At 70.0% G+C, this 21,094-nt stretch carries 21 protein-coding genes; 11 read left to right on the forward strand and 10 right to left on the reverse strand.

What is annotated here, in order from left to right; genetic code table 11:
* Window positions 1–27: 27 nt before the first annotated feature.
* Complete coding sequence (gene groL / locus HJG44_RS11725) at window positions 28–1,671, forward strand: chaperonin GroEL (RefSeq protein WP_171218549.1); 1,644 nt, start codon at window positions 28–30, stop codon at window positions 1,669–1,671.
* Between the two features lie 332 nt (window positions 1,672–2,003).
* Here the strand turns inward: groL and HJG44_RS11730 are convergent, their stop codons facing one another.
* The 3 genes from HJG44_RS11730 to HJG44_RS11740 form a co-directional block, all read right to left on the reverse strand.
* Window positions 2,004–2,165 (reverse strand): hypothetical protein, encoded by a 162-nt coding sequence (locus tag HJG44_RS11730; protein ID WP_171218550.1) that lies wholly within the window; start codon window positions 2,163–2,165, stop codon window positions 2,004–2,006.
* A gap of 205 nt (window positions 2,166–2,370) precedes the next feature.
* Complete coding sequence (locus tag HJG44_RS11735; RefSeq protein ID WP_171218970.1) at window positions 2,371–3,069, reverse strand: L,D-transpeptidase; 699 nt, start codon at window positions 3,067–3,069, stop codon at window positions 2,371–2,373.
* Between the two features lie 144 nt (window positions 3,070–3,213).
* Window positions 3,214–4,149 (reverse strand): DMT family transporter, encoded by a 936-nt coding sequence (locus tag HJG44_RS11740; protein ID WP_346767148.1) that lies wholly within the window; start codon window positions 4,147–4,149, stop codon window positions 3,214–3,216.
* Between the two features lie 167 nt (window positions 4,150–4,316).
* Here HJG44_RS11740 and HJG44_RS11745 point away from each other — a divergent pair, with 167 nt between their 5' ends.
* Entirely contained in the window at window positions 4,317–5,756 is a 1,440-nt protein-coding gene (locus HJG44_RS11745; protein WP_171218551.1) for a pyridoxal phosphate-dependent decarboxylase family protein, read from the forward strand.
* Window positions 5,757–5,778: 22 nt separating this feature from the next.
* Here the strand turns inward: HJG44_RS11745 and HJG44_RS11750 are convergent, their stop codons facing one another.
* The 4 genes from HJG44_RS11750 to HJG44_RS11765 all read right to left on the reverse strand — a co-directional run bounded on the left by HJG44_RS11750 (window position 5,779) and on the right by HJG44_RS11765 (window position 10,642).
* On the reverse strand, window positions 5,779–6,213 hold the full coding sequence (locus HJG44_RS11750; RefSeq protein WP_171218552.1) for a DUF1236 domain-containing protein: 435 nt from the start codon (window positions 6,211–6,213) through the stop codon (window positions 5,779–5,781).
* 990 nt (window positions 6,214–7,203) lie between these two features.
* On the reverse strand, window positions 7,204–7,491 hold the full coding sequence (locus tag HJG44_RS11755; protein WP_346767149.1) for a GIY-YIG nuclease family protein: 288 nt from the start codon (window positions 7,489–7,491) through the stop codon (window positions 7,204–7,206).
* 346 nt (window positions 7,492–7,837) lie between these two features.
* On the reverse strand, window positions 7,838–8,707 hold the full coding sequence (locus HJG44_RS11760) for a DUF2971 domain-containing protein (RefSeq protein ID WP_171218553.1): 870 nt from the start codon (window positions 8,705–8,707) through the stop codon (window positions 7,838–7,840).
* A gap of 126 nt (window positions 8,708–8,833) precedes the next feature.
* On the reverse strand, window positions 8,834–10,642 hold the full coding sequence (locus HJG44_RS11765; protein ID WP_171218554.1) for an IlvD/Edd family dehydratase: 1,809 nt from the start codon (window positions 10,640–10,642) through the stop codon (window positions 8,834–8,836).
* A 180-nt stretch (window positions 10,643–10,822) separates the two neighbouring features.
* On the opposite strand from HJG44_RS11765, the gene HJG44_RS11770 reads away from it, so the two are divergent.
* The 4 genes from HJG44_RS11770 to HJG44_RS11785 all read left to right on the forward strand — a co-directional run bounded on the left by HJG44_RS11770 (window position 10,823) and on the right by HJG44_RS11785 (window position 13,996).
* A complete protein-coding gene (locus tag HJG44_RS11770; protein WP_171218555.1) occupies window positions 10,823–12,004 on the forward strand; it encodes a pyridoxal phosphate-dependent aminotransferase in 1,182 nt (393 codons plus the stop codon).
* Window positions 12,005–12,089: 85 nt separating this feature from the next.
* Entirely contained in the window at window positions 12,090–13,019 is a 930-nt protein-coding gene (locus HJG44_RS11775) for a Bug family tripartite tricarboxylate transporter substrate binding protein (RefSeq protein ID WP_171218556.1), read from the forward strand.
* 24 nt (window positions 13,020–13,043) lie between these two features.
* Window positions 13,044–13,568 (forward strand): GlcG/HbpS family heme-binding protein, encoded by a 525-nt coding sequence (locus HJG44_RS11780; protein WP_171218557.1) that lies wholly within the window; start codon window positions 13,044–13,046, stop codon window positions 13,566–13,568.
* Between the two features lie 80 nt (window positions 13,569–13,648).
* Window positions 13,649–13,996: a hypothetical protein gene (locus tag HJG44_RS11785; RefSeq protein WP_171218558.1), complete on the forward strand. Its 348-nt coding sequence runs from the start codon at window positions 13,649–13,651 to the stop codon at window positions 13,994–13,996.
* A 19-nt stretch (window positions 13,997–14,015) separates the two neighbouring features.
* On the opposite strand, the gene HJG44_RS11790 is transcribed toward HJG44_RS11785, so the two are convergent.
* From HJG44_RS11790 to HJG44_RS11800, 3 genes are read right to left on the reverse strand one after another with little or no spacing between them, the layout of a single operon-like run.
* Window positions 14,016–14,792: a DUF899 domain-containing protein gene (locus HJG44_RS11790; RefSeq protein WP_171218559.1), complete on the reverse strand. Its 777-nt coding sequence runs from the start codon at window positions 14,790–14,792 to the stop codon at window positions 14,016–14,018.
* A 35-nt stretch (window positions 14,793–14,827) separates the two neighbouring features.
* Window positions 14,828–15,361, reverse strand: coding sequence for an SRPBCC family protein (locus HJG44_RS11795; protein ID WP_171218560.1), 534 nt, complete (start codon window positions 15,359–15,361; stop codon window positions 14,828–14,830).
* On the reverse strand, window positions 15,358–15,726 hold the full coding sequence (locus HJG44_RS11800) for an ArsR/SmtB family transcription factor (protein WP_171218561.1): 369 nt from the start codon (window positions 15,724–15,726) through the stop codon (window positions 15,358–15,360). Before HJG44_RS11800 ends, HJG44_RS11795 begins: the two co-directional genes overlap by 4 nt.
* 154 nt (window positions 15,727–15,880) lie before the next feature.
* Here HJG44_RS11800 and HJG44_RS11805 point away from each other — a divergent pair, with 154 nt between their 5' ends.
* The 5 genes from HJG44_RS11805 to HJG44_RS11825 all read left to right on the forward strand — a co-directional run bounded on the left by HJG44_RS11805 (window position 15,881) and on the right by HJG44_RS11825 (window position 21,091).
* Complete coding sequence (locus HJG44_RS11805) at window positions 15,881–16,459, forward strand: biliverdin-producing heme oxygenase (protein WP_171218562.1); 579 nt, start codon at window positions 15,881–15,883, stop codon at window positions 16,457–16,459.
* Window positions 16,438–18,591, forward strand: coding sequence for a histidine kinase dimerization/phosphoacceptor domain -containing protein (locus HJG44_RS11810; protein ID WP_171218563.1), 2,154 nt, complete (start codon window positions 16,438–16,440; stop codon window positions 18,589–18,591). The genes HJG44_RS11805 and HJG44_RS11810 overlap by 22 nt, the downstream gene beginning before the upstream one ends.
* Window positions 18,592–18,646: 55 nt before the next feature.
* A complete protein-coding gene (locus tag HJG44_RS11815) occupies window positions 18,647–19,027 on the forward strand; it encodes a hypothetical protein (protein WP_171218564.1) in 381 nt (126 codons plus the stop codon).
* A 75-nt stretch (window positions 19,028–19,102) separates the two neighbouring features.
* Window positions 19,103–19,516, forward strand: a complete 414-nt coding sequence (locus HJG44_RS11820; protein ID WP_171218565.1) for a lysozyme inhibitor LprI family protein — start codon at window positions 19,103–19,105, stop codon at window positions 19,514–19,516.
* A gap of 78 nt (window positions 19,517–19,594) precedes the next feature.
* On the forward strand, window positions 19,595–21,091 hold the full coding sequence (locus HJG44_RS11825) for a helicase HerA domain-containing protein (RefSeq protein ID WP_171218566.1): 1,497 nt from the start codon (window positions 19,595–19,597) through the stop codon (window positions 21,089–21,091).
* The last annotated feature ends 3 nt before the right edge of the window (window positions 21,092–21,094 follow it).

A 21,094-nucleotide genomic window follows, 5' to 3' on the forward strand; every position in this document is an offset into this window, starting at 1 on the left:
CTCAGATCATTCACGTGAGGAATTCACATGGCTGCTAAAGACGTACGTTTCTCGTCTGACGCGCGCGAGAAGATGCTGCGCGGCGTCGACATCCTGGCCGATGCGGTGAAGGTCACGCTCGGCCCGAAGGGCCGCAACGTCGTGATCGAGAAGTCCTTCGGTGCCCCGCGCATCACGAAGGACGGCGTCACGGTCGCCAAGGAGATCGAACTCGCCGACAAGTTCGAGAACATGGGCGCGCAGATGGTGCGCGAGGTCGCGTCGAAGACCAACGACGTGGCGGGCGACGGCACCACGACGGCCACGGTTCTCGCCCAGGCGATCGTCCGCGAGGGCGCCAAGCGCGTCGCGGCCGGCATGAACCCGATGGACCTGAAGCGCGGCATCGACCTCGCGGTCGAGGCGGTCGTGAAGGACATCAAGGGCCGCGCCAAGAAGGTCGCCTCCTCCGAGGAAGTCGCCCAGGTCGGCACGATCTCGGCCAACGGCGACAAGTCGATCGGCGAGATGATCGCCCAGGCGATGCAGAAGGTCGGCAACGAGGGCGTCATCACGGTCGAGGAGGCGAAGACCGCCGAGACCGAGCTCGACGTCGTCGAGGGCATGCAGTTCGACCGCGGCTACCTCTCCCCGTACTTCATCACGAATGCGGAGAAGATGGTCGCCGAGCTCGAGGATCCCTACATCCTCATCCACGAGAAGAAGCTCTCCTCCCTTCAGCCGATGCTCCCGGTCCTCGAGGCCGTCGTGCAGACCGGCAAGCCGCTGCTGATCGTGGCCGAGGACATCGAGGGCGAGGCGCTCGCCACCCTCGTCGTCAACAAGCTCCGCGGCGGCCTCAAGGTCGCGGCCGTGAAGGCGCCGGGCTTCGGCGATCGCCGCAAGGCCATGCTGGAGGACATCGCGATCCTGACCGCCGGTCAGACGATCTCCGAAGACCTCGGCATCAAGCTCGAGAACGTCACGCTCAACATGCTCGGCCGGGCCAAGCGCGTCCGCATCGAGAAGGAGAACACCACGATCATCGACGGCGCCGGCGACAAGCAGGCCATCGAGGCTCGCGTGGCGCAGATCAAGGCGCAGATCGAGGAGACCACCTCGGACTACGACCGTGAGAAGCTCCAGGAGCGCCTGGCCAAGCTCGCGGGCGGCGTCGCGGTGATCCGCGTCGGCGGCTCGACCGAGGTCGAGGTGAAGGAGAAGAAGGACCGCGTCGACGACGCCCTCCACGCCACCCGCGCGGCGGTCGAGGAAGGCATCGTGCCGGGCGGCGGCGTCGCTCTGCTGCTGGCCAAGAAGGCGGCCGCTGGCCTGAAGTCGGACAACCCCGAGGTCCAGGCCGGTATCGACATCGTCCTCAAGGCCATCGAGGCTCCTGTCCGCCAGATCGCCCAGAACGCGGGCGTGGAAGGCTCGATCGTCGTCGGCAAGATCCTCGAGAACTCGTCGCAGACCTTCGGCTTCAACGCGCAGACCGAGGAGTTCGTCGACATGCTCCAGGCCGGCATCGTCGACCCGGCGAAGGTCGTCCGTGCGGCTCTGCAGGACGCGGCTTCCGTCGCCGGCCTGCTCGTGACCACCGAGGCCATGGTCGCCGAGGCTCCCAAGAAGGAGACCCCTGCGATGCCTGGCGGCGGCGGCATGGGCGGCATGGGCGGGATGGACTTCTAAGCCCCGCGCTCTGTCATCCTCGGGCTCGATCCGAGGATCCAGACAAAACGGAAGGGCCGGTGCAAGCCGGCCCTTTTCGTTTGTGCTCTCAGCCGAAAGGGCTACGTTTCTGCGGCCGGCCCTTCGGCCGCAGAGGAGAGCGCCAGCCATGGCAAAAGGTCAGATGCGGTCGAACAAGGAGGCCAAGAAGCCGAAGAAGGAGGTGCCGAAGACGATCGCGGCAAATCCTTCCACCAAGGGGACGACCACGAAGAAGTAGCGCCTGCCGCTGCCCCGGCGCGATCGAGTCGATGGCCGGGGCATCCGGCCATCTCATGCGGTGGGATCGGCCGTCAGCTCTCGACGGGGGTGATCCCGAGTTCGCTCAGCTTCGCCCGCACGGCCTCGATCGGCCGTTTCAGCGCCAGGCTCATGGCCGCGACCGGGACGCGTTCGCGCGCCATCTCGGTGAGCTTCTGCACCGCCTCCACCGTCCAGCCCTGCTGCTGATCCATGGTTCTCTCCCTGCTGGTTGGGCAGGATTCAACGCCCGCGCGCCGGAGGAGTTCGGTGCGGGCCGCCGAACGGGCCGACGGACAGGCCCGAAGCGCTCCACGATCCCGGATTAGAACGCGATCAGCAGGCCGAGGCGGGCAGCGTCCGGCCGAGCGGGCAACCTGCCGGCCCAGCGTGGTCCTGCCGCGCGCTATGCTTGCGCCGTCACGCCAGGACCACGACTTTCGTGCCGACCGGAACGCGCGCGTAGAGGTCGATCGCGTCCTGGTTGATCATGCGGATGCAGCCCGACGAGACCGATGTGCCGATCGTCTCCGGCTCGATCGTGCCGTGGATGCGGTACAGCGTGTCCTTGTTGCCCTGCCAGAGATAGAGGGCGCGGGCGCCGACCGGATTGCCCGGCCCGCCCTTCATGCCGATGCCGCTCGGGAGCTTGGTGAGCTGCGGCTTGATGTCGGGCCGCCGCTTGATCATCTCCGGGGGCGGGTACCAGTCCGGCCATTCCTGCTTGGATCGGACGTCCGCCACGCCCGACCAGCCGAAACCTTCCTTGCCGACCCCCACGCCGTAGCGGCGGGCCCGGCCGTTCTCGCCGACATGGTAGAGGAAGCGCGCCTTCGGATCGACGACCACCGTCCCGGGCTTCTCCTTGCCCGTATAGGCGACCTCCTGCCGGAGAAAGGCGCGATCCAGCTTGCTGTAATCGACGGCCGGGACCGGGAACTTCTCGCCCTTCACCTCCGCGTAGATGCGGTCGTAGTCGAAAACCTCCGCCCCGGGAGTCGCCGCAAGGCCGTTGACGGGCGGCCGCGAGGCGGCGGGACCGCCCGGCGCGACGCAGCCGGCAAGGCCGGGTCCCGCCGCAGCGGCCAGTCCCGCAAGCAGGAAGCGGCGGCTCGGCATGGTCATTCGGGCGCTCCGGCGGAAAGACGCGGGAATCCGCGCCGGCCGCGATGGTGCGCCATGCCGGCCCGGCCGGGTCAAGGGTCCCGTGCCCGACCCGGAATGGTTTCGGACGGGTGTTGCCGGAAGTCCCGACCGGCGGCCTCAGCCCGTCTCCGCCCGCCTCGTCCGGTAGGCGATCCGCTCGCGATGCGCCGTGTAGAGCCCGCTTGCGATGATGATCGCCGCGCCGAGCAGCGTCCAGGCGTCCGGCACGTTGCCGAACACGAGGAAGCCGAGCAGCCCCGACCAGACGAGCTGGCTGTAGGAGACAGGCGCCAGCACCGAGGCGCGGCCGAGGCGGTAGGCCGTGACCACCAGGAACTGCGCCGCCGTGGAGGCGAGCGCCATCCCGGCCGCCAGCCCGATCTGCGGCAGGGTCGGGGTCGTCCAGCCGACCGGGACCAGGAGGGTCAGGACGGCGAGCCCGACGAGCGCCGAATAGGCCATGGTGGTCGGGGCGGCATCGAGCCCGCCGAGCTTGCGGGTGACGATCATGCCGAAGGCCCAGCTCACCGCCGAGAGAAGCGGGAGCAGCGCCGCTGGCCCGAAGGTGCCGCTGCCGGGCCGGATGACCACGAGCACGCCGACGAGGCCGACCGCGACCGCCGCCCAGCGCCGCGCTCCGACCTTCTCGCCCAGCAACGGGATGGAGAGCGCCGTTACCATGAGCGGCGCCGCGAACGCGATGGCCGAGGCGCTGGCGAGCGGCAGGTAGCGAAGTCCCGCGATGAAGAAGAGCGCCGAGCCGAGGAGGCCCAGCGTGCGCAGCACCTGCAGCCATGGCGCGCGCGAGCGCAGGATGCGGCGCGGCGCGCGCAGGACGAAGGGCGCCATGATGGCCGCGAAGCCGACCCAGCGCAGCCAGGCGATCTCGGTGGCCGGCAGCGCGGCGGAGAGATGCTTCGAGACGGCGTCGGAGACCGCGAAGAGCGCCATCGCGGCCGCCACCAGCAGGATGCCGCGCAGGGGCTCGTCGGCGAGGGTGGGCGCTGCGATCTCTGCGGGGGCGCGCTGCGCGGTCGGGTGGGAGGCGGACACGGCACCGATTCGGGGGAGGCGAGAACTATAGCAGGGGCTGCCGCCTTCGTGTGCAGTTTCGCGGCAGCCCGGCCATGCGCGCGGCGGGATGCCGGCTTGGCGGGCCCGGCCCGGCGCTCTACCACGGCCTGCCGCCGCCAGACGGCCGCGCGAGCCGGAGCAGGGCCTTGGACGGGGAAGAATTTCGGCGCTGGTCGCACCGCGCCGCAGATTGGTCGGCGGATTACCTGGCGGGCATCGGCGAGCGCCCGGTCCGGGCGCCGGTCGAGCCCGGGCAGGTCTTCCGCCAGATCCCGGACGCGCCGCCCGAGGCGGGCGAGCCCATGGAGGCGATCTTCGCCGATCTCGACCGGGTGATCATGCCGGGCATCACGCATTGGCAGCACCCGCGCTTCTTCGCCTATTTCCCGGCCAATGCCTCGCCGCCCTCGGTCCTGGCCGAGCAGGTCACGGCCGCGATCGCGGCGCAATGCATGCTGTGGCAGACCTCGCCCGCCGCGACCGAGCTCGAGACCCGCATGCTCGACTGGCTGCGCGCGATGATCGGCCTGCCGGAAGGCTTCTCGGGCGTCATCCAGGATTCCGCCTCGAGCGCGACGCTCGCGGCGCTGCTCACCGCCCGGGAGCGGGCGCTCGGCCATACCGGCAATTCCGACGGCCTGTTCGGCCAGAAGCCGCTTCGGGTCTACGCCTCCGCCCAGGTCCATTCATCGGTCGACAAGGCGGTCCGGATCGCCGGGTTCGGCGACAGGAACCTCGTCCGCATCCCGACATCCGGCCCGCTGCACGGCATGGACCCGGCCGCGCTCCGCCAGGCGGTGGAGGCCGACATCGCCGCCGGGCTAAAGCCCGCCGCGATCGTGGCCGCGCTCGGCGGCACCTCGGTCGGCGCCTGCGACGACATCGCGGCGGCCGCTTCCGTCGCCCGGGCGCACGGCATCTTCCTCCATGTCGACGCCGCCTGGGCGGGCTCGGCCATGATCTGCCCCGAGCACCGCGACCTCATGCGCGGGGCCGATCTGGCCGACAGCTTCGTGTTCAACCCGCACAAGTGGCTGTTCACGAATTTCGACTGCTCGGCGCATTTCGTGCGCGACCCGAAGGCGCTCACCGACACGCTCGGCATCCGCCCGCCCTTCCTGCGCACGCTCGGGCAGGAGGGCTTCGTCGACTACAACGAATGGTCGGTGCCGCTCGGGCGGCGCTTCCGCGCGCTGAAGCTGTGGTTCGTCATCCGCGCCTACGGGGTCGAGAGGCTGCGCGGCATGATCCGCGACCATATCGCCTGGTCGCGCGAGCTCGCCGAGGCCGTCGCGCGCGAGCCGGATTTCGAGGTGGCGACCGGGCCGGTCCTGTCGCTCTTCACCTTCCGCTACGCGCCGGCGGGCCTCTCCGAGGAGGAGCGCGACCGGCTGAACGCCCGGCTCCTCGAGGCGGTCAATGCGGATGGCCGCATCTACCTGACCCAGACCAGCCATGCGGGCCGCTTCGTGATCCGCTTCCAGGCCGGCTCGACCTGGACGACCCGGGAGGACGTGCTCTCGACGCTCGCCGTGCTGCGCGACCTCGCCCCGCGGGTGCGGGAGGCGGAACGCCGGGCCGCCTGAGCGGGCGGCCCGGACGGGGCCGCTACTCGATCACCTCGACGATGCGGCGGGTGCGCGGCTCGACCAGCACGGTGCGGTCGTTCACCACCGTGTAGCGGTACTCGCGCACGCCGTATTCGGCCGGGACCTCGTAATAGGTCACGCCCTCGGCCGGCAGCACGGTGCCGACCCGGACCTCCTCGCGGTAGCGGTAGGAGGGGACGTTGCGGCTCTCGACATAGGTGCGGAAGCGCGGCCGCGTATCCACGCCCAGGATGCCGCCGACCGTGCCGGTCGCCGCGCCGACCGCGCCGCCCACGACCCCGCCGACCACGCCGCCGACCGGCCCGCCGACCGCCGCGCCCGTATCGGCGCCCTGCGCCGCGCCATGCGCCGCGCCCGGAATGGTGCCCTGCGCCAGCGCGCCGGTCGAAAGTGCGGCCGCGAGGGAAGCGGCCATCAGAAGCGTCGTCTTCATCGGAAAAGCTCCATGCGCCGCTCGGATCGCGGCTGTCCGGCCCTCAACGGGGCGGTCGCGGCCGGAGTTCCGGCGGCCGTCCTGCGAGGCGGGCGCAGCCGTGGAGGGGCGGTCCTCGGCTCGGCCGCGGCGCCCATCCTCTCGCGGAGCGGCTTGCGCCGCGCCCCTCATCCGGGCACGCGCCGTCCTTCCCCGGCCCGGGGTCTGGTGTCTCGGCGGTTCAAAGAGCGGGTGAATTGGTCGAGGGGCGTGGGACGCCGAAACGCTCGATCAATTTTATAGAGGAGCCTTTCGGCGTCCCCGCGATGCCCGCCCCCGTCATCCCCGGCGGGCGCGGAGCGCCCGGGAAGGGGATCCAGACACGGGTACCGCGTCCGGGTTTCCCCGGCACGGGCGGCGATTTTGGACCGGACCTGCCGCTCTTCCGCCCGCTCATCCGTTGCCGGACGAGAGAACACTAGCCATGCTGCACTGGCGCCCGGGCCGTATTACCCGGAGGGCGGCGCTGGTCCGGCTTCCCGAGTGCGGGTTCGCGAAACCCGCCCGCAGGCGCCGCGTCAGCCGGCTCGGGCTCTCGCCCATTCCGGCCCATTCAAGCTCTTCCGCTCTGTTGACGCCTCGCGAGAGCGCCCCTCGGCGAAGAGGACGAAGCCGGTCTAGACTATATTCCTAGAAATGTCAAGCCGCCTGTCATCCCCGGCGGCCCGCAGGGCCGGGAAGGGGATCCAGCACACCTCCCACACGGACAACGTCCCTGGATTCCCTTCCCCTCCGGCGGCTCCGCCGCCTCCGGCCGGGAATGACAGTGGAGACGCCGGCACCACGTCCTCTTCGGTAGCGTGCAGGTCCCGGGAAGGGCTCGGTGTCATCCCCGGCGCCTGCGCAGCAGGCGGGAAGGGGATCCAGCACACCTCCCACCGCGGACGACGCCCCTGGATTCCCTTCCCCTCCGGCGGCTCCGCCGCCTCCGGCCGGGAATGACAGTGAGCCTCAGCACGCCGTCGGATCGAGCTCGTCCCAGTTCGGATTGCCCGCCTCGATCAGCTTGATCTTCCAGGCCCTGTTCCAGCCTTTGAGCTGCTTCTCGCGCGCGATGGCGTCGTAGATGCTCGCGTAGCGCTCGACGTACACGAGGATCGTCACGCCGTATTGCTGGGTAAACCCCCGCACCGCACGCGCCTTGTGCTGCGCGATCCGCTCCGCGAGCCTACTGGTCACGCCGATATACAGCGTGCCGTTACGCCGGCTGGCCAGGATGTAGACGGCATAGCGTTCCACGACCCGAATGTCGTTCGAGGCCGGACGCGACGCAAGCTCCCTGTCAACCGCGCCCGCGCAGCAGGCGGAAGGGGCGCACCGTCATCCCCGGCGGCCCGAAGGGCCGGGAAGGGCTCCCTGTCATCCCCGGCGCCTGCGCAGCAGGCGGGAAGGGGATCCAGACAAGGTACAATGATGACCAGCATAAAGAGGGCAGAGGCGCCGCAGACGAGCGCGCCGGTGCGAAAGCCCGCCGGCCGCCCGTGAAAACTGCGCTCCATTTCGTCGTCGATCTGGTCCCGTCGCCATCCCTCCGCTCAGAGCCCGCCATCATCTCTCATCGTGGGCGGGTGAGCTTCTGGCCGGGCTACCGAACGGCGCAGGTTGACTGTCTCACGACAACATCCTCGAAGCCGCATCTTTCGAGCCAGTCTCGCACTTCCAGCTCAGTCAGCGTGCACTTCGGCCCGATAATTACATCCTTGATGGCTCTTCGCGGATCGTAAGCTCCGTCTCTATACTGACCAAACGGGAACTCCAGGTACGAGATCGGACGGCCATCTACCTGACGTACAAGAGGTTCTGTCCAGTGCGTCTCGGTGCCGTCAGGCAACATGCCGGTAGGTACGCCCTCAGTTGGCTTCTTTGTCTGGATGTGGATCATCCTGACTTCGCGCTCGTACGACCAGGACTGGTGTTTGAGCGCGGTAACAGCCGCGAATACGGAGACGGATGCCGGGATCCAATAGTCTGTATCGATCGCGGGCGGAGCTCGGTCCAAATCCTGTGCAACGTCTAAAACCATCCGCCTGAAGTCGGCGGCGGTGTTGTCATTCAGGTACCTCACCTTCTGAACGCGCCCCGAAATGCCGAGCAGGGCAGTCGGCCTGAAGCCTATAGCGAGCCCAGTGTAGCTCGAGGCATAGGCGCTCCACATCGGAAGCTCATCTGGGGCCTGAGAGAAACACGCGCAGAATGCGTGGATATTTTTCCGATAGGGAGCAAGCTTGCTGGCCAGAATAGATAGGAAAATGCCCCGCTCACCGCTGTATTCGTCATGCCGAACGGATTTCAGAGCTTCGATGAATTTCTCAAACCCAAGCTCGATTTCGCGAGGGTCGTTCGCTTCCGCGAGATCCGAAAACCACAAACGTTTTGAGCGTGTTATCCCGAAAAATCCCTCCTGGGAGCAGTACTGATAGAGCGTTCCGCTAGGTCGATGTTCAAGGTATGCCATGACGTAATGTTATCTTCGAGGCCCGTCCTATACCTCACATGTGGACGAAGGCGGGACGCGCAGTATCGGGGGGAGAGACGGAGGGCCGGGGCGAGACTCCCTCCGGGACTTCCGTAGCTCCGGCCCTCAATGATTATCCCGCGGCACCCCGAACGTCTGCGCGACCTTCTGGAACTTCACCGCCGGCTTCAGCACCATGCCCTCGGAGAGCTGGTCGACCATGCTCCGCTGGATCTCCTGCCAGGGCGTCTGCGAGGCCGGGTAGGCGTAGCCGCCGCGTGACTCGAGGTCCTTCCTCCGCCGCTCCAGCTCCTCGGCCGGGAGCAGGATGTCGGCGCTTCGCTTGTTGAGGTCGATGCGGATGCGGTCGCCCGTCTGCAGGAGCGCGAGCCCGCCGCCGGCCGCCGCCTCCGGCGAGGCGTTCAGGATCGAGGGCGTGCCCGAGGTGCCGGACTGGCGCCCGTCGCCGATGCAGGGGAGGGAGGAGACGCCGCGCTTCAGGAGTTCGCCCGGCGGCTGCATGTTCACCACCTCGGCCGCGCCCGGATAGCCGATCGGCCCCGCGCCGCGCATGATCAAAATCGTGTGCTCGTCGATGTTCAGGGCGGGATCGTCGATGCGGTGGTGGTAGTCCTCCGGCCCGTCGAAGACGACGACGCGGCCCTCGAAGGCGTTCGGATCGTCCGGGTTGTTCAGGTAGCGCTGCTGGAACTCCTCCGAGATGACGGCCGTCTTCATGATGGCGCTGTCGAACATCGTGCCCTTGAGGTTGAGGAAGCCCGCCTTCTCCTTCAGGGGCTCGGCATAGGGCCTGATCACCTCGCGGTTCCACGAGAACTTGCCGCGGCAGTTCTCGCCGATCGTGCGGCCGTTCGCCGTGATGCAATGCTCGTGGATCCTGCCGGCCTCGATCAGCTCGGCGATCACCGCCGGCAGCCCGCCGGCGCGGTGGTAATCCTCGCCGAGCCACTGGCCGGCCGGCTGCATGTTGACGAGGAGCGGGATCTCGAAGCCGATCCGCTCCCAGTCGTCGTTGTCGAGCGGCACCCCGATATGCTTGGCGATGGCGTTGATGTGGATCGGCGCGTTGGTGGAGCCGCCGATCGCGGCGTTGGCGACGATCACGTTCTCGAAGGCCTCGCGGGTCATGATGTCGGAGGGCTTCAGGTCCTCCCACACCATCTCGACGATGCGCCGGCCGGTCTCGTAGGCGGCCTGGCCGCGCTCGCGATAGGGCGCGGGGATCGCGGCCGAGTCGGGCAGGCTCATGCCGAGCGCCTCGGCGAGCGCGTTCATGGTGGAGGCCGTGCCCATCGTGTTGCAATGGCCGGTCGAGGGCGCCGAGCTGCCGACGATGTCCATGAACTGCTGGTAGTCGATGTCGCCCTTGGCGTGGCGCTCGCGCGCCTTCCAGACGACGGTGCCGGAGCCGCTCAACTCCTTCTGGAAATAGCCGTTCAGCATCGGCCCGACATTCAGCGAGATCGCCGGGATGTTCACGGTCGCGGCCGCCATCAGGCAGGCCGGCATGGTCTTGTCGCAGCCGGTGAGGAGGACGACGCCGTCGAGCGGGTAGCCGTACAGGACCTCGACGAGGGACAGGTAGGAGAGGTTGCGGTCGAGGCAGGCGGTCGGGCGCTTGCCCGTCTCCTGGATCGGGTGGCAGGGGAACTCGAAGGCGACGCCGCCCGCGGCCGTGATGCCGTCGCGCACGCGCTTGGCCAGCTCGAGATGGTGGCGGTTGCAGGGCGAGAGGTCCGAGCCCGTCTGGGCGATGCCGATCAGCGGCTTGCCGGAGCGCAGCTCGCCCGGGGTCAGGCCGTAATTGAGGTAGCGCTCCAGGTAGAGCGCGGTCATGCCCGGGTTGTCGGGATTGTCGAACCACTGCCTGGAGCGCAGCTTCTCGGGCGTGATCTTGCGCGGCGTCTCGGCCATTCCCACTCGCAGCTCCCATGCGGGGCGCCTTCTTCGGAAGCGCTCCAAACGGGCGAGTTGTGAACGCTCGCGCCGGGGAGATCAATGCGCCGCAAGCAGGGGAGAGCCGGGGCTTGCGCGGGGCGGCCGGACGCGCGACAGCGCTCGCCAGGGCGCGGCCAGGCCGCCGGGGGAGGAACCATGCTGCAGACGGTCCGGAACTTCGACCGCATCGGCGAGGAGAACGCCTTCGCCGTGCTGGCGCGCGCGACCGAGCTCGCGGGGCAGGGGCGCGACATCGTCAATCTCGGCATCGGCCAGCCGGATTTCCCGACCCCGCCGCATATCGTCGAGGCCGCGGTCAAGGCCTTGCGCGACGGCCAGCACGGCTACACGCCGGCGACCGGCATCCTGCCCTTGCGCGAGGCGGTCGCGGCCGACCTCCGCCGCCGCTACGGCGTCGAGGTCTCGCCGGACGGCGTGATGATCGTGCCGGGCGGCAAGGTCACGATGTTCGCCGCCATCCTGATGTTCGGCGAGCCCGGCGCCGAGATCCTCTATCCGGATCCGGGCTTCCCGATCTACCGCTCGATGATCGAGTATACGGGCGCGACGCCCGTGCCGGTGCCGATCCGCGAGGAGAACGGCTTCGCCTTCTCGGCGGAGGAGACCCTGTCCCTCATCACGCCGAGGACGCGGCTCCTCATCCTCAACTCGCCCGCCAACCCGACCGGCGGGGTGACGCCGAAGGCCGAGATCGAGACGCTCGTCGCCGGCCTTGCGGACCATCCGGACGTCGCGATCCTGTCCGACGAGATCTACGGCGCCATGACCTATGACGGCGAGGAGCATGTCTCGCTCCTCGCCTATCCGGAGCTGCGCGACCGGCTGATCCATCTCGACGGCGCCTCCAAGACCTACGCCATGACCGGCTGGCGCCTCGGCTGGTCCGTGTGGCCGAAGAAGCTCTACGACATGGCCCGCAAGCTCGCCGTGAACTCGTTCTCCTGCGTCAACGCGCCGACGCAATGGGCGGGCGTCGCCGCGCTCACCGGGCCGCAGGACGACGTGGCGCGGATGGTCGCCGAGTTCGACCGGCGCCGCGCGCTGGTGGTCGAGGGGCTGAACCGGCTCCCCGGCGTCTCCTGCATCACGCCGAAGGGCGCCTTCTACGCCTTCCCGAACATCGCCGGGACCGGCTGGAAGGCGAAGCCCCTCGCCTCGGCGCTGCTGGAGCAGGCGGGCGTCGCCACCATCGGCGGGCCGGATTTCGGCATCCACGGCGAGGGCTATATCCGCGTCTCCTACGCCAACTCGGCGGACAACATCTCGCGCGCGCTGGAGCGGATGGGCGCGTTCCTCGCCGAGCGCAAGGTGGCGTGAGGAGGGCAGAACCGGCCCGGATGGAGGAAATGAGGTGAGAACGACGCGGCGCCACTTATTAGCGGTCGGTTCGGCCGCTGTCGCCATGCCTGCCCTCGGGACAGGCGGAGCCTTCGCCCAGACTTGGCCGACTCGGCCGATTTCGCTCGTCATCGGCTTTGCGGCCGGTTCGTCGACGGACGTCGCCTCTCGCATTATCGCAGAGCAGGTTGGCAACATCCTCGGCCAGCGGGTCGTAGTCGAGACGAAGCCGGGGGCGGCGAGCCGCATTGCGGCCGAGGCGGTCGCCCGCGCGCCCAAGGACGGCTACACACTCTTCGTCGGTACGGTGGCCAATGTCATCAACGACAGTCTCAATCCGGGCTCCGCGACCTTCTCACGCGACCTCACGCCAGTTGCGCTCTTCGGCTCGACGCCCACCATCCTGGCGGTCCCTGCCTCCCTACCGGTGAAATCCGTCCCTGAGCTGATCGCCTACGCACGGTCCAAGCCGGAGGGGATCACCTACGGCTCGCCCGGGAACGGCACTGCGCCGCATCTGGCAGGCGAGATGTTCGCGCAGCTTGCGGGCGTGAAGCTGACCCATGTCCCCTACAGCGGCAGCGCCCAAGCCGTCACTGACCTGCTCGCCGCCCGGCTCGACATGATGTTCGTCCCGGCGTCCTCGGCGCTGGCGCAGGTTCAGTCCGGCGCGCTGCGGGCGCTCGCGTCGACCGGACGTGAGCGCACCGCCGTCGCGCCCGATCTTCCTACGGTGGCCGAGGCGGGCTTGCCTGGTTTCGACACCAACATCTGGTTCGGCATCATGGCTCCGGCCGGTACGCCGGAGGACGTTGTCGAGAAGCTCGCGGCCGCGACGCAGAGCGCCGTCGCCTCCGAACCGGTCAAGACCGCGTTCGCGGCGCAGATGGTGGACGCGCTGAGTGGCGGTCCGAAGGAGTTTCGCGAGTGGGTTGCCGCCGAGACTCGGAAGTGGGAGGGCGTCATCGCCCGCGCGGGTCTCGTCAAGAAGTAGGCGCTGGATATCCGGGAGACAGACTTGAGCAAAATTCGCGCGCGCGACTGCCGTCCGTTCTTCGACGCCGTCGTCGAGAAGGCGACCGAGATGGGAGCGCCCGTCTCCATCGCTGTGGTCGGTCCGGAGGGCAACCTGATCGCGCTCGAGCGCATGGACGATGCGGGTTTCATCACGCCGGAGACGGCCTGGAGCAAGGCCTATACGGCGGCTGCCTTCCGCTCCATGAGCCCGCGCTTCCCGGACGGGCTCGTGATCCAGCACTGGTTCAAGGAGCGCAATCCCCAGCTCATGGTGAACGCGGCGATCTTCTCCGGCGGCCGCATCCAGGCCTCCGGCGGCTGCGCGCCGATCTTCATCGGTGACGAGATGGTGGGAGCCTACGGCGTGAGCGGCGCGACATCCGACCAGGACGAGGTCATGTCGGAATACGCTCGCCTCAAGGTCGGGTGGTCCAAGACAGCCGCTAATGACACGACTTCGCAGGACGTGAAGGACCACATCAACGCGATCTATGCGAAGATCGGAATCACGGGGAAGAGCCTCTGATCATCCCGGCGGCCGAGGCGGGACTTGAGATCCCGCGGCTGGTGCGGGCCTAGGTCTCGTCGTGGAAAGGAACACGCGCCATGATCCTTCGCCTCCTGCCGGTCCTCGGGGTCGCGGCGCTCGTCATCCCGGGCGCGTCCGCACAGGCGGGCCCCTGCACGGCTCAGATCGATGCCGCGCAGGCCGCGGTCGATGCCCGGATCGATGCCGTCGCGGGCGCCGGGCGAGCCGGCACCGAGAGCCGGGAGGCGCGCCTTCACCGCCAGCCGACGCCGGGCTCGGTGGCGCAGGCGGAGGGGAAGCTCGGCGAAGGTGCGCAGGCCGAGAGGGCGCTCGCGGCGCTCGGGCGGGCGCGGGAGGCGGACCGCGCCAACGATGCGAGCGGCTGCGAGGCGGCGCTCGCCGAGGTGCGGCGGGCGCTGCAATAGCCTCGGCGAGGCCGGGCCGTCACGCCGCCGCGTACTCGTCGCGGCGGCGCCACCAGACGCCGCCCGTCTCGTTGCGGCCCTTCGGGGCGCGGTCCAGCCACTGATAGGCACCCCACAGGCCGTCCAGCCCGCGCGAATAGGCGGAATAGGTGTGGTAGACGACGCCGTCCTCGAGCGCGAAGGCGCTGAGTCCCGGCCTGTCGCGGTGGAACGAGGCCCGGTCGGTTCCGCACATCGCCGCGAACCGATCCTCGGCATCGGCACCGCCGCCTTCCCGGCCGGGCCGCCATTCGAAGACCGGCTCGCGCCGGTAATTGTACTCGACCCCGCCGCCGCGCTGCTGCTCTTCCGTGAAGACGACGTTGAAGTCGGAGCCGAAATCGTCGCCGGAGGAAGCCCAGGGGAAGCTCCAGCCCATCCGCCGCTTGTAGTCCCGCAGCTTCGGCAGCGGCGCGCGCGAGACCGCCCAGAGCATCACGTCGTGGTTCGCGAGGTGGACATGGAAGCCGTTGAAGCCGTCCGCGAGCATGGAGCAGGACGGGCAGCCGGCCGCCCATTCGGGCCCGAACATGAAGTGGTACACGAGGAGCTGCGAGCGGCCCCGGAAGAGGTCCTCCAGCGAGGCTTCGCCCTCGTCCGTGTCGAACCGGTACGCCTTGCCGACGCGAAGCCAGGGCAGTTCCCGGCGCCGTCGCGCGAGCTCGTCCGCGCGGCGCGTCAGCTCCTTCTCGGCCTGCAGCAGCTCGAGCCGGGCCGCGAGCCATTCCTGCCTGGTGCCGGTCGCATGTGTCGTCATCGCTTGCTCCTTCGGCTTGTGGGAGACCCCGGCCCTCACGCCGGCAGCCGGGTTTCGTATTCCGCCTTCAGGCGGTTCCAGCCGTCCCAGAAGGGCGCCGGCTCCTCGCCGCGGAGCCGGGCGGCCAGGACGTCGAGATGCGCGTGCCACCCCGCCGTGACCTTGAGCAGCATGTCGCGGTCGCGGGCACGGCGATGCAGCAGCGTCAGCAGCACTTCCCCGCCTCTGGGCTCCAGGGAGAACGTGACCTCGCCGTTCTCGCCCCAGCCGATGACGAGCCTGGTCGGCGGGCGGAACTCGATGATGCGGCACGCCAGCCGGTGCTCGGCGGAGGATCCGGGCGGCCGCTCTCCGGGCGGGTTCGTGAGCTCGTCGTTGCGCCAGACGAACTCGAAGGCCGCGCCCGGCTCCGGCGCCATATCTCCTGCCGCGAGCCAGCGGCGGCGCAGGTCGCTCTCCGTCAGATAGGCCCAGACCCGCTCGATCGGCCCGGGCAGAAGTCGCTGGAGCTTCAATGCGGCGGGCTCCGGATGCACGGCATAGGCGTTCGGGATCGTACCGTCGGTCATGTGTCCTCTCCTTCCGTGGGCGCTGCCGCCTTCTTGGCGTCCTCCTCGCGGAGGAGCCGTTCGAGAGCGTCGAGGCGGCCGGTCCAGAAGCGCTCGTAGAAGCCGAGCCAGGCATGGGCGCTCGCGAGCGGCGCCGGCTCGAGCGAGCAGAGATGGGTCCGGCCGCGGATCTCGCGCCGGATGAGGCCTGCATTCTCCAGCGTCTTGATGTGCTTGGAGGCCGCCGCCAGCGACATGTCGAAGGGACGGGCGAGCTGCATCACCGTGCGTTCGCCTTCGGCCAGATCGCGCAGCATCCGCCGGCGCGTCGGATCGCCCAGGGCGTGGAAGACCGTGTCCAATCGGGCCGTCAATAGCTCAACCATATGGTTGAATATATCCCGGGTCGCGAGATTGTCAACCGATTGGCTGAATATCAGCCGCGGCTGCCCCGAACCTCCGCAAGACGCTGCTGCGGCACCTTGCGCCCGCGGGTCCAGGCGCCTTGTGGCCGCCCAGCCGCCGTGAGACTACGGGGAGATGAGAGACGACATCGTCGCGCGGCTGCGCGATGCGACCGGGGAGGCTCACCAGCGCCTCGAAACCCGGCTCGACATCATCCGACGCGTGTCGTCGCCGGGCGGGCGTCGCGCGCTCGTCGAGCGGTTCTACGGCCTTCACGAGGGAGCGGAACGGAGTCTCGCGCCGCTGCTCGATCCGGTGGCGGATCTCGCCTTCCCGAAGCGACGCCGCGCGCCGACCATCCTGGATGATCTCGCGGCGCTCGGCCGGGACGACTTCAAGCCGCTTCCCGTCTGCAGCGTCGAGCCTCCGGGATCGAGCGCGGAGGCGATGGGCTTCTTCTACGTTCTGGAAGGCTCGACGCTCGGCGGCAAGATGATCCGGCGCGAACTCGAGGCGCGCGGCCTGCCCGGAACGGGACTGGCCTTCCTCGACCCCTATGGGGCGGAGACCGGCGAGCGCTGGCGCGCCTTCCTGGCCGTGCTCAGGCGCGAATGCCCGGACGGTCATGGGCAGGCCGGAAACGAGATGGTGGCCGGCTCCGTGCGGGCCTTCAGGCAGGCGGAGAGCTGGCTATGTCCGACCGAAGCCGCGTGACCGAGCCCGGCATGGATTTCGCCGAATGCGACCGCGAGCCGATCCACATCCCGGATGCGATCCAGCCGCACGGGATGCTGATCGTCCTGGAGCGCGGGACCCTTTCGGCCGTCCAGGGCGCGGGCGACATCGAGGGCCGCCTCGGCATCGAGGAGTGGGTGGGGCGCTCGGCCGGCCTGATCCTGGGAGACGCGCTCGCGGCGAGGATCGCCCGCACGGCGGATTCGATGGGAGCGGGCGGCTTCGTCGGGCAGCTCCGGGGGCCCTCGGGCGAGCGGCTCGACGTCAGCGCGCACCAGTCGGGCGAGTTCGTCTGCGTCGAGCTGGAGCCCGCGCCCGCCGCCGAGATCCCGTCCGCCGTGCTGCTCGGCGGCATCGAAGCCGCGGCCGGCTCCTTCGAGCGGGCATCGGGCCTGAAGCCGCTCTGCGACCGGGCCGCCGTCGAGTTCCGCCGGCTCACCGGCTACGACCGCGTGCTGGTCTACCGCTTCAGCGAGGACGGGTCCGGCGAGGTGCTGGGCGAGGACCGCGACGGCGCGCTCGGCAGCTTCCTCAACCACCACTTCCCGAGTGCGGACGTGCCGCTTCAGGCGCGCGCGCTCTACGTCCGGAACCTCGTGAGGGTCATCCCGGATATCGGCTACACGCCCGCTCCGCTCCGTCCCGCGCGGCCGGGAGCGGAGCCGCTCGACATGAGCGACTGCGCGCTCCGCAGCGTGTCGCCCGTCCATCTGCAATACATGCGCAACATGCGGGTCGGCGCCTCGGCCTCGGTGTCGATCGTCAAGGACGGCGCGCTCTGGGGCCTGGTGGCGTGCCACAACGCGATCCCGAAGCTCCTGCCCTACCACAGCCGGGCGGCGTGCCGGGCCCTTGCCGGCGCGTTCGCGCGGCAGATCAAGGTGCGGGAGGAGGCGGGGCTCTACCGCGAGCGCATCCGCGCCCGCGGCTACGAGGACGAGCTCGTGGCGCGGCTCGGCCGGGCACCGAGCGTCGAGGAGGCGCTCGTGGACAGCAGAGGCGAGCTGCGCGACATGATGCGCGCCGACGGGCTCGCGATCCTGAGCGGCGGCAAGGTCGTCCGGGCCGGGACCTGCCCGGACGAGACCGCGATCCGGGCGCTGGGCCGCTGGGCTCTCCCGCAGGCTCTCGCGGAGCCCTTCGCGACCGCGGAGCTGGGAGCGCTCCATCCGCCGGGCCTGGCGGACTTCTCCCTCGCCAGCGGGCTCCTCGCGACCGCCGTCTCGGCCGAGGAGAATCTCGGCCTCCTCTGGTTCCGGGCGGAGCAGGTCGAGACGATCAACTGGGCCGGGAACCCGCACAAGGCGGTGCGGCTTCGGCCCGGGGAGACGCTCAGCCCGCGCGCCTCGTTCGCGGCCTGGAGCGAGTCCGTGCGCGGCCGCTCGCGGCCGTGGAGCGCCGCCGAGCTCGAAGGCGCGGTCCGCATCCGGCACGCCCTGCTGGAGGCCCGCCAGGGCCGCCGGCTGAGGGAGCTCAACCAGCAGCTCGCGCAGATGCTGGCCGACAAGGATCTCCTCCTGGAGCGGACGGAGGTCCTGCTGAAGGAGGTCAACCACCGCGTCCAGAACAGCCTCGCGCTCGTGTCGAGCTTCCTGGCCCTGCAGGCGAGGGCGTCGGATGACCCGGGCCTCCGCGGCCATCTCGACGAGGCGCAGCGGCGGCTCTCCGCCGTCGCGCTCGTGCATCGCCGCCTGTACCGGTCCGACCAGGTGGAGACGGTGGATCTCTCGCGCTACCTGGAGGAGCTCTGCACCGAGATGCTCGATTCCATGGGCGGCGAGTGGTCCGGGCACGTCTCGCTCGACCTCGCGCCGGTCTCCGTGCCCACGGACCGCGCCGTGCCGCTCGGCCTCGTCCTCACCGAGCTCGTCATCAACGCGAACAAATACGCCTATGGCGGCGAGCCGGGCCCGATCGACATCGCCCTGGAGCAGGACCGTGCGCAGATCCGGCTCGTCGTCGCCGATCGCGGGCGGGGCAGGAGCGGCGACCGCCAGGGCTTCGGCACGCGCATGATGCGCGCCCTCGTGGCCCAGCTCTCCGGGGCGCTCGAATACCGGGACAACGGGCCGGGCCTCCGGGCTGTGCTCACCGCGCCGATCGCTGCGTGAGGGCCGCTCCGGAACGCCCGTCCGGCTCCTCGCGTCTCCCTCCCGGAGGACGCTCATGACCAAGCGCATCGTCGGATGGAAGCTCGACCGGGCCGAGAGGGCCGCGCTGCTCGCCCGCTTCCCGCCGGCCTATCCGGACCCGGTCGCCGACCACGTCACCCTCGCACGCTCGGCGGAGGCGGCGCTGCCGGCCCGGCCCCGCGGCGCGGAGCTGATCGGCCGCGCCGACGATGGCGCGGGCGTGGAATGCCTCGTGGTGCGCCTCGACGGCACGACGGACCGGCCGGGCGGCGGCACCTACCACGTCACCTGGTCGCTCGACCGGGCGAAGGGCCGGACCGCCAAGGAAAGCAACGACGTGCTCCGTGAGCGCGGCTGGACGGACCTGCCGGAGCCGGTGCCGATCCGGCTCGAGCCGGCGGCCTGGGATTCGTAGCGCTTTCGAGCGCCCGCGTTCACGGGGCCGCAAGCGGAGCCCGCTAGGGTCCGGGCCTCGGACGGGGAGGGTGGCTTGCGTTTCGGCGTCGTGATGAGCGTGGCGGGGCTGCTCGCAGCCGGGCAGGCGGCGGCCCAGGGAAGCGGCGCCCCCGAGGTGAACTGCAAGGATCCGCAGGGAACGCCCGAGATCAACTATTGCGCCGAGCAGGAATACAGGCGCGCGGATGCGCGGCTGAACGCCGCCTACAGGGCGATGATCGGCCGGATCGACGCCAGCGACGATTACGACGACAAGACCAAGGCGGCGCTGAAGGCCGCCATCCAGGACGCGCAGCGCAAGTGGATCGCTTTCCGGGACGCCGATTGCATCCAGGCGGTCGGGACCTCCTGGAACGGCGGGACGGGGACCGGCTATGCGGTCGAGACCTGCCTCAAGGAGAAGACCCTGGCGCGGGCGAAGGAGCTGGAAGGCCGGCCGCAGAACTGATCCGCCGCGACCAACGGGCTGTGGAAGGGCGGCGGGCGCCGCTCCGGCCGGGCCGCCCGGGATGCTAGGTCCGGGCGTATGAGTGCCGGTATCGAGCTTGGGAGCGCGGCGGGCGGTGTGCCCGCCCTCATGGACCTGACGGAGCTTCTGGCGACGCGGCTCCTCGTCCAGGGCAATTCGGGATCGGGGAAGTCGCATCTCCTGCGCCGGCTGCTGGAGCAGAGCGCCGGGCTCGTGCAGCAGGTCGTGATCGATCCCGAAGGCGATTTCGTCACGCTGGGCGACGCCTATGGCCACGTCGTGGTGGATGCCGAGGCGAGCGAGGCCGAGCTGCAGCGCATCGCGGCCCGGGTGCGGCAGCACCGGGTCTCGGTCGTGCTCTCGCTGGAGAGCCTCGACGCCGAGGACCAGATGCGGGCCGCCGCCTCCTTCCTCGGCGGGCTCTTCGATGCCGACCGCGAGTTCTGGTACCCGGCCCTCGTCGTGGTGGACGAGGCGCAGCTCTTCGCGCCGGCCGCGGCGGGCGAGGTCTCGGACGAGGCGCGCCGCCTGTCGCTCGGCGCCATGACGAACCTGATGTGCCGCGGCCGCAAGCGCGGCCTCGCCGGCATCATCGCGACCCAGCGCCTCGCCAAGCTCGCCAAGAACGTGGCGGCCGAGGCGTCGAACTTCCTCATGGGCCGCACCTTCCTGGATATCGACATGGCGCGTGCGGCCGACCTCCTCGGCATGGACCGGCGCCAGGCCGAGACCTTCCGCGATCTCGAGCGCGGGCATTTCGTGGCGCTCGGCCCGGCGGTGTCGAAGCGGCCGCTGCCGATCCGCATCGGACCGGTCCAGACGTCGAGCCGGTCGGGCTCGCCGAAGCTCGTGCCGCTGCCGGAGCCCGTGCCGGACGCGCGCGAGCTCATCTTCACGCGGGGCGAGAACGAGCCCGTGGATTTCGTGCCGCGTCCGTCACCGCGACCGCGCGCGTCGGCGCCGACCGACGTTCTCGTCCAGCTCGCGAATTACCGCCCGGCGGCGCGGCCCGAGATCCCGGAGGAGCCGGCCATGCCGCCGGAAGAGCGCGAGGCCGCGATGGCCGCGATCCTGGCGGAGATCCTGGCCGATTCCGACGCCGCGTCCTGCACAACCGCGACCCTGTACCAGGACTTCACGGTCCGCTGCCGCATCCGCCGGGTCGGGGGCGCGCTGCCGAGCCTGCCCGAGTTCAAGCGCCGGCTCGCGGTGGCGCGGGCTGGGGTCGGGCCCGACGTCTCATCCATGCCGGGCTGGGAGGAGGCCGAGGCGCTTGCCGCGGGCCTGCCGGAGGACCTGGCGGGCCTGTTCCTGCTCGTTGCGCGCGCGGCGCTCGAAGGGGCGCCATGCCCGACCGACCGCGAGCTCGCCGCAGCCTACGGGACGAGCTCGGCCGGGCGGGCCCGGCGCATGCTGAGCTATCTGGAGGAAAGGGGAGCGATCGTGCTTCGCCGCGATCTGCGCGGCGCGCCGATCATCGCGATCCCGGCGCTCGGGGCCGAGACGCGGCCGGGCGAGCCGGAGCTCGGAGCCGGGCTGAAGATGCGGCGGTAGCCG

The organism is Enterovirga aerilata, from assembly GCF_013044135.1.
Lineage (GTDB): Bacteria > Pseudomonadota > Alphaproteobacteria > Rhizobiales > Beijerinckiaceae > Enterovirga > Enterovirga aerilata.

What these genes read in the sequence shown, in the direction of transcription:
- HJG44_RS11770 (WP_171218555.1), top strand. Translation starts at nt 10,823, where the DNA reads ATGCTGCAGACGGTCCGGAACTTCGACCGCATCGGCGAGGAGAACGCC.
- HJG44_RS11805 (WP_171218562.1), top strand. Translation starts at nt 15,881, where the DNA reads ATGAGAGACGACATCGTCGCGCGGCTGCGCGATGCGACCGGGGAGGCT.
- HJG44_RS11765 (WP_171218554.1), bottom strand. Translation starts at nt 10,642, where the DNA reads ATGGCCGAGACGCCGCGCAAGATCACGCCCGAGAAGCTGCGCTCCAGG.
- HJG44_RS11815 (WP_171218564.1), top strand. Translation starts at nt 18,647, where the DNA reads ATGACCAAGCGCATCGTCGGATGGAAGCTCGACCGGGCCGAGAGGGCC.
- HJG44_RS11800 (WP_171218561.1), bottom strand. Translation starts at nt 15,726, where the DNA reads ATGGTTGAGCTATTGACGGCCCGATTGGACACGGTCTTCCACGCCCTG.
- HJG44_RS11790 (WP_171218559.1), bottom strand. Translation starts at nt 14,792, where the DNA reads ATGACGACACATGCGACCGGCACCAGGCAGGAATGGCTCGCGGCCCGG.
- HJG44_RS11795 (WP_171218560.1), bottom strand. Translation starts at nt 15,361, where the DNA reads ATGACCGACGGTACGATCCCGAACGCCTATGCCGTGCATCCGGAGCCC.
- HJG44_RS11750 (WP_171218552.1), bottom strand. Translation starts at nt 6,213, where the DNA reads ATGAAGACGACGCTTCTGATGGCCGCTTCCCTCGCGGCCGCACTTTCG.
- groL (WP_171218549.1), top strand. Translation starts at nt 28, where the DNA reads ATGGCTGCTAAAGACGTACGTTTCTCGTCTGACGCGCGCGAGAAGATG.
- HJG44_RS11775 (WP_171218556.1), top strand. Translation starts at nt 12,090, where the DNA reads ATGCCTGCCCTCGGGACAGGCGGAGCCTTCGCCCAGACTTGGCCGACT.
- HJG44_RS11730 (WP_171218550.1), bottom strand. Translation starts at nt 2,165, where the DNA reads ATGGATCAGCAGCAGGGCTGGACGGTGGAGGCGGTGCAGAAGCTCACC.
- HJG44_RS11760 (WP_171218553.1), bottom strand. Translation starts at nt 8,707, where the DNA reads ATGGCATACCTTGAACATCGACCTAGCGGAACGCTCTATCAGTACTGC.
- HJG44_RS11825 (WP_171218566.1), top strand. Translation starts at nt 19,595, where the DNA reads ATGAGTGCCGGTATCGAGCTTGGGAGCGCGGCGGGCGGTGTGCCCGCC.
- HJG44_RS11785 (WP_171218558.1), top strand. Translation starts at nt 13,649, where the DNA reads ATGATCCTTCGCCTCCTGCCGGTCCTCGGGGTCGCGGCGCTCGTCATC.
- HJG44_RS11810 (WP_171218563.1), top strand. Translation starts at nt 16,438, where the DNA reads ATGTCCGACCGAAGCCGCGTGACCGAGCCCGGCATGGATTTCGCCGAA.
- HJG44_RS11735 (WP_171218970.1), bottom strand. Translation starts at nt 3,069, where the DNA reads ATGCCGAGCCGCCGCTTCCTGCTTGCGGGACTGGCCGCTGCGGCGGGA.